Origin of the sequence: Spirulina subsalsa FACHB-351 (genome assembly GCF_026130165.1) — a bacterium.
In the GTDB taxonomy this organism is placed as follows: Bacteria; Cyanobacteriota; Cyanobacteriia; order Cyanobacteriales; family Spirulinaceae; genus Spirulina_A; species Spirulina_A subsalsa_A.
Map to the genome: position 1 here is coordinate 1 of NZ_JAIHOM010000009.1, position 12,659 is coordinate 12,659.

General features: G+C 49.4%; 10 protein-coding genes and 2 tRNA genes. 1 reads left to right on the plus strand and 11 read right to left on the minus strand.

Going from position 1 to position 12,659, the window contains the following annotated elements; genetic code table 11:
* Positions 1-123: 123 nt before the first annotated feature.
* From K4A83_RS02750 to K4A83_RS02775, 6 genes are all read right to left on the minus strand, one after another.
* A complete protein-coding gene (locus tag K4A83_RS02750) occupies positions 124-1,422 on the minus strand; it encodes a CO2 hydration protein (RefSeq protein WP_265262860.1) in 1,299 nt (432 codons plus the stop codon).
* 32 nt (positions 1,423-1,454) lie between these two features.
* Positions 1,455-2,939, minus strand: a complete 1,485-nt coding sequence (locus tag K4A83_RS02755; protein WP_265262861.1) for an NADH-quinone oxidoreductase subunit M — start codon at positions 2,937-2,939, stop codon at positions 1,455-1,457.
* A gap of 341 nt (positions 2,940-3,280) precedes the next feature.
* Complete coding sequence (locus tag K4A83_RS02760; RefSeq protein ID WP_265262862.1) at positions 3,281-5,125, minus strand: NAD(P)H-quinone oxidoreductase subunit F; 1,845 nt, start codon at positions 5,123-5,125, stop codon at positions 3,281-3,283.
* A 341-nt stretch (positions 5,126-5,466) separates the two neighbouring features.
* Positions 5,467-6,519: a D-alanine--D-alanine ligase family protein gene (locus tag K4A83_RS02765; RefSeq protein WP_265262864.1), complete on the minus strand. Its 1,053-nt coding sequence runs from the start codon at positions 6,517-6,519 to the stop codon at positions 5,467-5,469.
* A 112-nt stretch (positions 6,520-6,631) separates the two neighbouring features.
* Entirely contained in the window at positions 6,632-7,465 is an 834-nt protein-coding gene (gene mazG, locus K4A83_RS02770) for a nucleoside triphosphate pyrophosphohydrolase (protein ID WP_265262865.1), read from the minus strand.
* A 31-nt stretch (positions 7,466-7,496) separates the two neighbouring features.
* Positions 7,497-8,072 carry a metal-binding protein gene (locus K4A83_RS02775; protein ID WP_265262866.1) on the minus strand — a complete coding sequence of 192 codons (576 nt, stop codon included), beginning with the start codon at positions 8,070-8,072 and terminating at the stop codon, positions 7,497-7,499.
* Positions 8,073-8,117: 45 nt separating this feature from the next.
* Between K4A83_RS02775 and K4A83_RS02780 the strand changes: the two genes are divergently transcribed.
* Positions 8,118-8,190 (plus strand) — tRNA-Val (locus tag K4A83_RS02780).
* A 208-nt stretch (positions 8,191-8,398) separates the two neighbouring features.
* Here the strand turns inward: K4A83_RS02780 and K4A83_RS02785 are convergent.
* The 5 genes from K4A83_RS02785 to K4A83_RS02805 form a co-directional block, all read right to left on the minus strand.
* Positions 8,399-8,472 (minus strand) — tRNA-Val (locus tag K4A83_RS02785).
* A 344-nt stretch (positions 8,473-8,816) separates the two neighbouring features.
* Complete coding sequence (locus K4A83_RS02790; RefSeq protein ID WP_265262868.1) at positions 8,817-9,152, minus strand: ribulose bisphosphate carboxylase small subunit; 336 nt, start codon at positions 9,150-9,152, stop codon at positions 8,817-8,819.
* A 29-nt stretch (positions 9,153-9,181) separates the two neighbouring features.
* Positions 9,182-9,607: a RuBisCO chaperone RbcX gene (rcbX, locus tag K4A83_RS02795; RefSeq protein ID WP_265262869.1), complete on the minus strand. Its 426-nt coding sequence runs from the start codon at positions 9,605-9,607 to the stop codon at positions 9,182-9,184.
* Positions 9,608-9,703: 96 nt separating this feature from the next.
* Positions 9,704-11,122, minus strand: coding sequence for a form I ribulose bisphosphate carboxylase large subunit (locus K4A83_RS02800; protein ID WP_265262870.1), 1,419 nt, complete (start codon positions 11,120-11,122; stop codon positions 9,704-9,706).
* A gap of 801 nt (positions 11,123-11,923) precedes the next feature.
* Positions 11,924-12,583, minus strand: coding sequence for an LbetaH domain-containing protein (locus K4A83_RS02805; RefSeq protein WP_265262871.1), 660 nt, complete (start codon positions 12,581-12,583; stop codon positions 11,924-11,926).
* Positions 12,584-12,659: the final 76 nt, after the last annotated feature.

The following is a 12,659-nucleotide window of genomic DNA, read 5'->3' on the forward strand; positions in this document are numbered from 1 at the left end:
AAATGCGGTCGGGCAGACCGTATCAACGCTCGTCGAGGGTAAAGATATCGGGGTTGGAGTTTATACTCCAGCTAGAGTCTCCCTGTGACACGAGAATCCCCGACCGTTTACGGCGGGGAGTTGTCAACGATAGTCTGGACGTTGGATATCCGCTAATCGGGCTTCTGGACGCAGAAAACGATCTAACTGACCCTCGAAGAAGTCCCGATTTTTTTGTAAGTGTTCAGGATCAGGATCATCTAGGGGGTAGCAGGTGGCTTGACGTAGGGCTTGAATGACGGCGGAGGTGACGTTATACATGGAACGCTGGAAGGTAATCCCTAACTGGATTAATTGGTCATCTTCCCCCCGACAATGTTGTTTGTAATACTCCTGTAAGTAGGGGGGCAGGAAATGGGACATATCCTGCATGAGTAGGGTGGGGGGAATGCCTGCACTGCCGACGGGGAACACATCGGCGTAGAGAATGCCATAGTGGAAGTCTTTTTGTTCTGAGGGAACTTGTTTGGCTTGGGCGTTATAGGATTTTGTGCCTCGGAAGGGTGCAGTACGGTAAAAGACGGCTTCTACATAGGGTAGGGCGGCTTCGTAGAGCCAAGTAAAGCCTTGGGATTTGGGAATAATTTCGTAACATTCCCCTCGGATATAAACGTGATGGTAAATGGGACGACTGGCGACGGCAAAAATCCCGTTAACGAGGAATTCCATGGCGGCGGGGACGCTGGTTAATTTGCCTTCGTCGTAGAGGTCGGACATTTCAAAGAAGACGGGGGCCATGACTTCCCAGAAGAGGCCGAGGTTGGCATAGTAGGAGAGTTGGCGCACCTGTTCTAAAAACATGGTGGGGAAGAGTTTATAGAGTCCGAGCATAAGGGGATTGCCTTTAAAATAGGCTCGGATGGCGCGATCGCAATTGGCGATATAGTCCTCACTTTCGAGGTACTCATAAAAGCCCCCCCCCATGCCTTGATGCCACAGCATGGCGCGCATACAAGCTTCCGCAAACTCCATGTTAATCCGATCATGCCAGAGGTGATGGAACAACTTGGGCATTTTGCGGGTTTCGCCCCGCTCCATAAATTCCAACAGTTCAGGATGCGCCCCGGCTCCCCCCCGCCAAACTCTTAGTTCTGATTGTTCTCCGGCATAACTATTGGGACGATCTAGATAGGATTGGGGCAGAAAATATTTAAAGGCGGGTAGGGGATTGAGAAAGACTTGTTCGGCAATATAGAGTAAGTCCCGCCAGTAAAAATCCATGGGGACAGCATAGGCTTTATAGATACCGATAATTTGCATCAGGTTTTCTGGAGTGTCGGGCAGCATGGACCCCCCGGCTTCCAGACGGTGGATAATTTCAGCATAGGGATGCTGGGAGGGGGGAAGGGGGTTTTTGGTGGGTTGGGGAGGGGATTGAACCATAATATTTAGGTAAAAGAACGATCAAAAGAGGGTTATTGGGGCTGTTGGGCAATGAGTTCCGGGGTGGGGGGTAGGGTGGAGGCAATGGCCACAGCCGTGGGCTGCATCCAACGAATCAGGGCGTTCGGTTGTAGCCCAAAGTAGAAGATTGTGGCACACAACACTAAAGCCGGCCATCGTTCGGCCCAAGTCAGACGATCATAATAGGCGAGGTTGTTGTCTAGTTTGCCGAAACAGGTACGATTGAGCAGAATGACAAAATAAACGGCGGTTAACCCCGAGGAGAGGATACAAACGAGGGTAGGTAGGGGAAACACGGGAAAACTGCCCTGAAAGACGATAAATTCAGCCGCAAACCCCACTAATCCCGGAATTCCGGCGCTGGCCATCCCGGCTGTTACCAGTAAACCACTGACGAGAGGTAGCCCACGAATGGGGTTCATTAAACCGTTGAGTTTTGAGAGTTCCCGGGTGCCGACTTTGGTTTCTACTATGCCGACGAGGTTAAAGAGGAGGGCGAGAATTAAGCCGTGGGCAATCATTTGGGCGATCGCACCTAAAATGCTCAATTCGGTCCCGGCGGCGGCAGAAACGAGGATATAGCCCATGTGACCAATGGAACTGTAGGCCACCATGCGCTTGATATCTTGTTGGGCGATCGCATTCAAAGACCCATACATCACACTAATGGCACCAATAACCGCTAATCCGGGGGCGACAATGGACCAAGTTTGGGGGAACATCTGGAGGCCAAAGCGAATTAAGCCGTAGGTGCCAAGTTTAGCCAGAATACCCCCCAAGAGAATGGCAATAGGAGGAGAAGCTTCCACATAGGCATCCGGGGACCAAGTATGGAGGGGAACCAAGGGGATTTTAATACCTAAACCCACTAACAGAAGGGTCAGGATAATCAATTGGGCTTGGAGGGAGAGGTTTTGACTCGCGAGACTGTCGTAATCAAAGTTGAGGCGACCACTGAGGACGACTACCCCCAAAAAAGCGGCCAAGATTAAAATTCCCGACAGTGCCGTATAGAGGAGGAATTTCATGGCTGCATAGCCCCGTTTTTCGCCCCCCCAGATGGCAATGAGTAAGTAAAGGGGAATTAACTCCAATTCAAAGCAGAGGACGAAGAGCAGCAGATTCTGGGCAAGGAAAGCCCCGGCCACCCCGGCATTCACCAAGAGAATGAGGGCGTAGTAGAGTTGAGAACGTCCAATCTCGGCGGTACTACTATAGACCACGACAGCCGTTAAAAAGGCATTTAAGACCAACAAGGGCAGAGACAGACCATCTACACCGAGGCTATAACTTAAACCAATGGCATCGGCCCAGGGGATATATTCGGAAAATTGCAGGCCGCTCCCGTTTAAATCAAATTGACTCAAGAGCCAGAGCGTCCAGATAAAGGCTACCGTAGCCGTCCCGAGGGCAAACTGACGGGCGGCGGTACCCGATTTGACGAGGCTAATCAGTAACGCTCCGATTAAGGGAATGAGAATCAGGGTTGTGAGCATGGTTGATTAACAAGATGTAATAGAGTTGAGCAGGATTGCTAAGGGAGTATCCCCCCTAGTTGCCAAGTTGGGGGATTTATCGCCCCTAGCCCCCCTTTGAGTGGATTTATCGCCCCTAGCCCCCCTTTGAGTGGATTTATCGCCCCTAGTTGCCAAGTTGGGGGATTTATCGCCCCTAGCCCCCCTTTGAGTGGATTTATCGCCCCTAGCCCCCCTTTGAGTGGATTTATCGCCCCTAGCCCCCCTTTGGAAGGGGGGAACAAGATGGGGGGAACAAGATGGGGGGAACAAGATGGGGGGAACAAGATGGGGGGAATAAGATGGGGGGAACAAGATGGGGATTAGAGGCTAGAAAAATAGGGGAAGATGGTTAGGACAATGAAGACAGCGACACTGAGAATAATGGAGAAAGCGTAAAATTGCGATCGCCCACTGGTGTTATATTTGAGCGTTTCCCCACTAAACACCGTCGCCAAACCGACCAAATTCACCGCCCCATCAATGATGTAGCGGTCTAACCAATACACCGCTTTAGAAATCCGATCCACCACAAAAATGATCGTTCCCTTATACAGTTGGGGAGTATAGAAATCATAGGCAAAGAAATCTTGTAGGGCTTGGGAACTGAGTTTAACGGGTTTAGGCCAGTTAGGATTCAGATAAACCATAGCCCCCAAGCCAATTCCCCCTAAACTCGACCCCGTAAGCAAAACCGCCAGAACCGGATTCACCGTCGCCCAATCGGGAAGCAGTTGCCATTGCACAAACAGTAAAGGCAAATGGAGGGTGACACCCGCGACCACAGTCATCGGCAGGACTAGCAACCAAAGCCCCTCCGGGGAACGACGGGTAAAATCCGTCACAGCCCCAGCAAACATTCGCCCAAAGAGACGAGTTACACTAAAAGCTACGATGGCGTTAACCGCCAACACTACGACAAACAATGAGGGATGACTGTCCCAGAGTGCTTCAGCAATGGGGACTAAAGACCAAAAGCCAGCAAAGGGAGGGAGAGCAATCAGGGACACACCCCCCACCATCAGACAGAGGCCCGAAATGGGACGACGGGACCATAGACCGCCATATTGGGTGAGGTCTTGGCTGATGTTGTTGAGAACAATTCCCCCGGTACTCATAATCAGGAGGGACATGGCCAGAGCATAGGTGAGGAGTAAGACTAGCGCGGCCTGAGTTGCCCCAACACCGACGGCGATGAAAATAATCCCCAGATAGGCGCTGGTGAGATAGGACAAAACCCGTTTCACATCAATTTGAGCCACAGAAATCAGGCTGGTTCCCACCGCAGTAGCTGCCCCAATGGCGAAGACAACGCTAGACCCCAAGGGGGAAAGGGCGAGAATGGGTTGCACTTTAATCAACACCCAAGCGCCTGTAGATACCACGACGGTATTCCGGAGAATGGTGGCGGGGTAGGGTCCCTCCATGGCTTCATCGAGCCAGAGGTGAAGGGGAAACTGGGCGCATTTGGCCACCGGACCGGCAATTAGAGCTAGGGCCAACAGGGTGGCTAGGGTGGGGTCAAGGTTTACCGTTTGCGCCCAGAGCGCTAGTTCCCTAAAGTTCCAGGTTCCCGAGAGGGGCAAGAGGGCAACCACGGCCATCAACAGAATCAGGTCGCCCACCCGTTTGGTGAGAAACGCATCTCGGGCCCCAGTGACCACGAGGGATTGATTGTACCAAATCCCCACAATTAGATAGGTGCCGAGGGTGAGGATTTCTAGAATGACGTAGCTGAAGAAGAGGGAGCTACAGAGGACTAGCAGACACATTCCCGCTTCAAACAGTCCCAGGAGGGAGTAAAGACGGGCCCAGCCCCAATCCATTTCTAGGTAGGCGATCGCATAAATTTGAGCGACCAAGTTTAAACCCGTAATCAGAACACAAGCCCCTAGGGCGACGCTGGAAATTTCCAAGTCTAGGCTAATGGTTAATCCGGGAGCATTGAGCCACTCGAAGGAAAGACCATAAGGCGGCTGTTTCCAGCTTTGCACTAAGGCAATCAGGCTATGGACAAACGCCATGAAGGTCATCAGGGCGTTAATATATCCGGCCGGGCGGGGTCCGGTTCGGCGAATAAATCCCGGCGACCAAGGTAGGGCAAGACCCGCACCAATCAAGGCATAGCAGGGAATGAGCCAAATGGTCTGGCTGAAAAAATCAGGCATAGAAACACTACCTCACGATTTGGGGCTGGCAATCCCACCGCTTTGGGGGATCAATGGGGACAATTTTAGGAAATTTTAATGGTTTCATCATAGACAATCGTCTAGACTTTTGTCTCTTTCGATAGGGAGAAACCAATTATTTTTTATATAAGTAAAAATTATATAAATTCACTCAGGATTTTTGCCGAGTCATGGCTACAATGTGCTCAACTGTAAGTTCTAGACCCAATCTCCTTGAGTCAAGAACTCCGTCAGAGGGGTTGTGGTGAGGGACGGCGGCATATATCTTAAGATAGGGTTTGGGGAAGACTACTGCATTTTAATAATTCATCAGGTATTGTCTACTCAAGAGAACAAGCCAACTGAATCAATTGATCCACCAACTCCGGAAAGGGGACACCCGTCGCCTCCCATAACTGAGGATACATACTGGTGGCCGTAAAACCCGGTAAGGTGTTCACCTCATTAATTAATACCTCCCCCGTGGACTCCACATAGAAAAAGTCCACCCGAGCTAATCCAGCACAGTCTAGAGTCGTGAACGCTTGAATAGCCATCTCCTGAATTTGTTGGCTAACCGACTCTGGGAGAGCAGCAGGAATAGTTAAATCCGCTCGTCCGGCCGTGTATTTCGTTTCGTAGTCGTAGAAGTCGCTGTTAAAGCTAATTTCACCCACAACAGAAGCTTGAGGCTGCTCTTTACCCAAAACCGCACATTCCACCTCCCGCGCTGTTACACCCGCCTCAATAATAATCCGGCGGTCGTAACTGGCGGCACTATCTAAGGCAGCTTCCAACTCGCTACGGGTGCGGACCTTGCTAATGCCAACGGAAGAGCCTAGATTCGCAGGTTTGACAAAACAGGGATAACCTAATGTAGCCTCAATCTCATCGCAGAGTTTGGGAAATACACAGGGATTAGACCAGACTTGGGAACGAGTCACGCCCATATACTTCACTTGGGGCAGTCCCGCTTGACCGAAAACCCCCTTCATGGCCAACTTATCCATCCCCACGGCGGATCCGAGTACCCCACTCCCCACACAGGGGACTTGCATTAAGGTTAATAAACCTTGTATGGTGCCATCTTCACCGTTGGGACCGTGGAGGATGGGGAACCAGACCTCGATTTCCGCCGCTTCTGGGGGAAATTGCCAGAGTTGGGCGGGCTGAATATCGGTTTCCGGTAGCGGAACACCTTGGGCTAAGACCTCTTGGGAGACGGTGGGAGGATGCCAGACCCCATTTTTATCAATGTAAAACAGAGTCAGGCTGTATTTGCTTTGGTTTTCGGGGGCGGTAATCCCTCGGGCGATCGCCTGGGCCGAGGCAATGGACACCTCATGCTCTCCCGACCGTCCCCCAAATAAAAGACCGACTTTTAACTGTGTCATCTTGCCTTCTCCTCACCCAGTCACGCCATGTTAAACCGTATTCTACGCTCTCCTGTCTTCCTTGTGCAAAATCTAGCCACATCCTAACGGGGGGAAGTTTTCTCCGGGGAGTTCAGTGACCTAGTTGCGCCTTCGCCTGTTGCCACATTTGGTCTAATTCTGCTCCAGAGTATTCAGTAAGAGAACCACTCACCAATTCTTCCATTTTTTCCAAACGCTGGATAAAACGGTGATTGGTGCCTTGGATGGCTTGGGACGGGTCGAGATCATACCACCGGGCTAAATTGACTAAGGTAAAGAGTAAATCCCCTAATTCCGCTTGTTGATGGGCTTTGTCCTCTGTGGCGAGGGCGGCTTGAAATTCCTCTAGTTCTTCGTGGAATTTCGCCCAAACATCCTCAATACAGTCCCACTCTAACCCGGCGGCGGCGGCTTTTTGGGAGAGTTTGAGGGTGGCGAGGAGGGGGGGCAGTTTGCGGGGGTATTCGGCCACTTTTTGGCTGAGGGGTGGGGGATTGTCGGGAGATTGTCCTTTTTCGGCGGCTTTGATGGCTTCCCAGTTGCGGTGGATTTGCTCTAAATTCTCTACGGGTAAGTCCCCAAAAACGTGGGGATGACGGCGGATGAGTTTCTCGCTGATGCCTTGGGCGACTTCGGCTAGGGTAAATTGGGCTTCATCTTGGGCGATTTGGGCTTGTAGAACGACTTGTAGGAGTAGGTCGCCCAGTTCTTCGACTATGGCTTTTTGATCGCCGCTTTGGATGGCCGCAACGACTTCGTAGGCTTCTTCAATAACGTAGGGGATGAGGCTTTCCGGGGTTTGTTGGAGATCCCAAGGACATCCACCTTCGGGCGATCGCAATTGTGCCACGACTTTAACTAAATCTTCGAGGGCGGTGAGGATGGCTTGGGTCAGTTGGGGATCGGGATGGTGAGAAACAGACATAGCATCAAAGGAATCAGTTCACAACAATAGTTTATTGGCGTTTGGTGAGGGTTTTACGACGAGTTTTACGCTTTTTGGGTTGGGGGAGGAGGGTTTTCCAGCCTTTTCGTTGAATACGTTTGTGGGTCGAACCGGTCCAGTCGGCGAGACTGTGACTCATCGCTCCTAATTCTAAACCGACAAAAAGAGCGATCGCCTCAGCTTGATAATGGGGGAAGTTTTGCCAACTGCTAACTACCACACGCTGCCAGTTCCAGGCAAAACCCCAAATCAGTTGGGCGATCGCAATTCCCAATAAACTCACCCCCCACACAATCACCCCCAAATACACCACCCGTAGAATCGTGCCAATTAAAAACCCATGAGACAACTTAGAACGATGACTCAACGCCTTTTGATAGGGAATCCACAGCCAGCGCAGTTTACCCCAGCGCTTAAACTGCACTGAATAAATATCCAAATCCGGGCCAAACATCAACCCACTAAACAAAAACCCCCCCGTGATAATTAACGTCAACTCCCCACTCCGCGTCACCGCAAACGCTCCCCCCGCAATCCAGGGAAGACTCCATAACGTCACTCGATCATGAATTCGACCAGAAGGCATTGCAATTTTAAAAAAGTGTGCTAATATACATAAGGTTCAACAAAGGGGCGGTTAGCTCAGTTGGTAGAGCGCCTGCCTTACAAGCAGGATGTCACTGGTTCGAGTCCAGTACCGCCCATACCCTTTAAAACCTTACTGCATATAGGCCTTAAGAATTCACTCAATTCTTGGTTATCTCGATTTACTCAAAATTTACATTTTTGCCTTCCTGTACAAAACCTGTATAAACCTATACAACATTGAAATGTCCACCTGTATAGGAATACACAGGTTTAGCCCGTAGTCCATGCTATATAATTGGGGCAATATAATTGGGAGGATAAAAGTGGACGCAACTGGGTTCGAACCAGTGACCCCTACGATGTCAACGTAGTACTCTAACCAACTGAGCTATGCGTCCTTCCGATTTACTAACATAACACACCCACCCACTTTTGACAAGTAGAATTGGCCAGCAACATCATCTCATCTTTTTCTGCCAGCCCCTACCCCAAAGGAGTGACAGTAGTCAATCTAAGTCTTGCCCTGATAATGTTTCTCTATTTCCGAGAGAGCAAACAACGAGCAGTGGAATTATTAAGTCTTGATCCGAATTTACCCAATTTCGGCAACAAGTGAGATTCTCTCCGAGTATTGATGGGTTAACCCAACAACTCGCCACAAAACAGTAGTCAACACCTAGGAAAAAAGGGGGAAATCATTTAAGACTTCCCCCTTCTTAAGTTCAATAAGAACTAGAGAACCTTAGTAACGGCTCATACCGGGTTTGTACACAATGAAACTCATGGTTTGGCATTGTTTGATATTGTCAAACCCAATCACGCGCACATAGCTGTTAGGATACTCTTGACGGCACTCCCGCACTTCGTTCAGCACTTCTTGAGAAGAGTTAGCAGAGAACAGAGGCAGTTTCCACAGAGTCCAGTGGTGATCCGCAGGACTGGGATCTTCTTCAAATTCCACCGCCGGGATAAAGCCTTGTTCCAGCATATACTCGATCTGCTTGGCCACTTGCTGATCCGTCAAAGGAGGTAAGTAGGACAGAGTTTCGTAACGTTTCTCTTTAGGTAATGTCTTCATTCGTTTCTCTTCCTCGTGGATGGTAATAATTAATCAGTAGAGCTAGGCTCATCTTGTCGCGGAGGACTACCCCCCTCTAACTCAGTCATGGACTCTAAAGAAGGGATCTCAGTCAGGGGTTGAGAACGAGTTAAGCGTTCTAAGACTTGGCGACGATACTCCGCATTAGACTGTTGAATGCCTATTTGTACCATCTCCGGTAAAAACTCTAGAACCGCTTCGGCAATCGTTTCTCGTACAGTGAGAATCCTCAGCACCAGATCCTTATGCTCCAACATCAAGCCTTCTAGGTAGATTTCACCATCCTGCATTTTGCCCGCAGAATACTGACTTAACCAAATAGCTTGGGTGGGATTAGTTTCCGATAACTGATCAACAATCGTCCGTACTGCCTGATAAGTTAAATAACTTTGCAGAACTTTGGCTGTGTCTTTGGCAATTTGCTTTGGATTCATGCGGCATAAGCTGTCCCAACCCGACTGATTTTAGGGTCAAGCAAAAAGGAGAAAAGTAACTCTAGGTACTTTTTCCTTCTTACTTGTCCTTCCTTCTTACAGGGTGTCCATTGCCTCGAACTCGAATTTGATTTCTTTCCAGAGTTCACAAGCCGCTTTCAGTTCAGGACTCCAACGGCAAGCTTCACGGATGACATCATTGCCTTCCCGTGCCAAGCTGCGACCTTCGTTCCGAGCTTGGACACAAGCTTCAAGAGCCACACGGTTAGCGGTTGCACCGGGTGCATTCCCCCAGGGGTGTCCCAGAGTACCACCACCGAACTGTAAGCAGGAATCATCGCCGAAGATTTCCACCAGGGCGGGCATATGCCATACGTGAATCCCACCGGAAGCCACAGGCATGGTTCCAGGCATGGAAGCCCAGTCTTGGGTGAAGAAAATACCGCGAGAACGATCTTCTTCTACATAGTCTTCGCGCATCAGGTCAACGAAGCCCATTGTAATGCCCCGTTCCCCTTCTAATTTACCCACAACGGTTCCCGAGTGCAGGTGGTCCCCACCGGACATCCGTAAGCACTTGGCTAGCACACGGAAGTGAATCCCGTGGTTGCGTTGACGGTCAATTACGGCGTGCATGGCACGGTGGATGTGCAGCAGAACGCCATTGTCCCGACACCAGCGCGCTAAGGTGGTGTTAGCGGTGAAACCCCCGGTTATGAAGTCGTGCATGATGATGGGGGTGCCGATTTCTTTAGCGAATTCTGCCCGTTTGAGCATTTCTTCGCAGGTGGCGGCGGTTACGTTCAGGTAGTGACCTTTGATTTCGTTGGTTTCAGCTTGGGCTTTTTCGATGGCTTCTTGGACGAAGAGGAAGCGATCGCGCCAACGCATGAAAGGTTGAGAGTTAATGTTTTCGTCGTCTTTGGTGAAGTCCAAACCACCACGTAAACACTCATATACAGCGCGTCCGTAGTTCTTCGCAGACAGACCCAGTTTGGGCTTAATGGTACAACCTAACAGAGGACGACCATATTTGTTGAGTTTGTCCCGTTCTACTACAATCCCGTGAGGAGGCCCTTGGAAGGTTTTCAGCAGGGCAACGGGAATCCGTAAGTCTTCTAAACGCAGCGCACGCAGGGCTTTGAAACCAAATACGTTCCCAACCAAGGAGGTCAGGATGTTGGTGACAGATCCTTCTTCAAACAGATCCAAGGGATAAGCCACGAAACAGAAGTATTGGTTGTCTTCACCGGGTACGGCTTCGACTTCATAACAACGACCTTTATAACGGTCTAAGTCGGTCAGGTTATCAGTCCAAACCGTGGTCCATGTCCCTGTAGAAGATTCTGCGGCTACCGCAGCACCTGCTTCTTCAGGAGGAACACCGGGTTGGGGTGTCATCCGAAAGCAGGCCAGAAGATCTGTATCCTTGGGTGTGTAATCCGGGGTGTAATAGGTCAGGCGGTAGTCTTGGACACCAGCCTTGAACCCAGGAGCAGATTTCGCTTGTACCATATTCCTCGATTCCTCCTTCAACTTTGAGGCGTATTCCTTACTCTTAGCTTTTGCATTTGAATGCAATTTATCTGTTAGGGAGAAGCGACCACTACGGAAAGTCTGTCTACATTACTCGGACTGCACGGGAAAAAAACCCAGACTCCTTTGCTGCCCAAGTTGTGGCAACAACTCGGGGAACTGGCAAATTTGGCTGTTTTACCCTAAGCCGGAAGAATGCCTCAGACTGATAGCCCACTTCTTCTTAACTGTGAAGTCAAACTTAATGTCAACGATTTGCTTCTGATAGACTTCAGCTTACCATGAACTTTGTTTTTTTTTAATAAATATTTTGAACTTGTGACTTTTTTTAAATATTTCTTTCTTCTAAGTAAGATTAAATAAATTAATGATTGGTAAATGGCTGTAAAAAAACACAAAGTTCCAAGATCCTCATTCGGAGAACCTTGATAGATTATGCACTATTTAAAACTTTTGAGATGCCCAGAAAAAATAATTTTAGGGATCAAGACAATCGAACTTGTTTTCGACTAAAAAACTGAGTTAAAACTATTGCTTAAGTTTTTTCTTGCCTTTGCCACTAGGGCAATCTTGACACTCCTTTGTCTAATTCACGCTAAAACTTTTCCTTAAGTTTTTATTTTTTTACCTGAGTAAATACTCTCACAAACGGTAAAAAAGATGAACCTGATTTACGAATTGTTTCAGACCTAGCGATGAGCTAAAGAGTTAGCTGGACAAACTCCAACCCGAGTTTGTTTTATGGACTCCAACTCAGGGGACACTAGGGGAAGGTCTGACTCATTTCTCATCACCATTGCGCTGATTTAAAGAGTGACCTTGGGGGAATAAGGTTAGTAATAATTGATTGACATAAACCTTACCAAATACGGGAGTTCCGGGGGGTTTAACTGATTCCTCTGAATCCTGAAAGAATTCTTGGGCTTCTGGTTGAGGGGCTGTGGTTTCGAGTTCTCCCTCTGTCCATTGGGGTGGTTCCTCGGGTGGGGAGTCTTCTGACCATAAATCGTCGGTTAAAGAACTAGAATCGGCTGTGCTAGACTCTACCGGGCTGGACTCCAAAGCCGGAGTTTCTGAAATAACCACTTGCCGAGAAGGATCTCCGATTAAAGATCCGGCGGGAATCACTTGTAGAGCAGGAACATCAGCGTTATAAATAGTTGTTGCTCCCCCAATACAAGTATTAGCCCCGATTTTGCACTGTCCGACGATTAAAACCCCAGGCCCCAGACTGACCCCAGTTTCTAGTTCTATGGTGCCTTGATAGGCATTGAGAATGACACCCATACCAATACAAGCCCCGGCTGCAATGATAATCTGACTCTGGGGTGCAGCTTGTAGGATAACTCCGGGGGCGATCGCAGCGCTGGGATGAATGGTTACATCACCGTTGATTCGCACAGTGGGCGTATCAACCAGTTGCAAAGGTTGCAAAGGCATGGTTCAAGGGGGCGGGATAAACGAGATCAGAGAAAACTCACTCTTACCAAGAGTCAGGTTAGGGGGAGAGATCGGA

What these genes read in the sequence shown, in the direction of transcription:
- K4A83_RS02750 (WP_265262860.1), bottom strand. Translation starts at nt 1,422, where the DNA reads ATGGTTCAATCCCCTCCCCAACCCACCAAAAACCCCCTTCCCCCCTCC.
- K4A83_RS02765 (WP_265262864.1), bottom strand. Translation starts at nt 6,519, where the DNA reads ATGACACAGTTAAAAGTCGGTCTTTTATTTGGGGGACGGTCGGGAGAG.
- K4A83_RS02755 (WP_265262861.1), bottom strand. Translation starts at nt 2,939, where the DNA reads ATGCTCACAACCCTGATTCTCATTCCCTTAATCGGAGCGTTACTGATT.
- mazG (WP_265262865.1), bottom strand. Translation starts at nt 7,465, where the DNA reads ATGTCTGTTTCTCACCATCCCGATCCCCAACTGACCCAAGCCATCCTC.
- K4A83_RS02775 (WP_265262866.1), bottom strand. Translation starts at nt 8,072, where the DNA reads ATGCCTTCTGGTCGAATTCATGATCGAGTGACGTTATGGAGTCTTCCC.
- K4A83_RS02800 (WP_265262870.1), bottom strand. Translation starts at nt 11,122, where the DNA reads ATGGTACAAGCGAAATCTGCTCCTGGGTTCAAGGCTGGTGTCCAAGAC.
- K4A83_RS02760 (WP_265262862.1), bottom strand. Translation starts at nt 5,125, where the DNA reads ATGCCTGATTTTTTCAGCCAGACCATTTGGCTCATTCCCTGCTATGCC.
- rcbX (WP_265262869.1), bottom strand. Translation starts at nt 9,607, where the DNA reads ATGAATCCAAAGCAAATTGCCAAAGACACAGCCAAAGTTCTGCAAAGT.
- K4A83_RS02790 (WP_265262868.1), bottom strand. Translation starts at nt 9,152, where the DNA reads ATGAAGACATTACCTAAAGAGAAACGTTACGAAACTCTGTCCTACTTA.
- K4A83_RS02805 (WP_265262871.1), bottom strand. Translation starts at nt 12,583, where the DNA reads ATGCCTTTGCAACCTTTGCAACTGGTTGATACGCCCACTGTGCGAATC.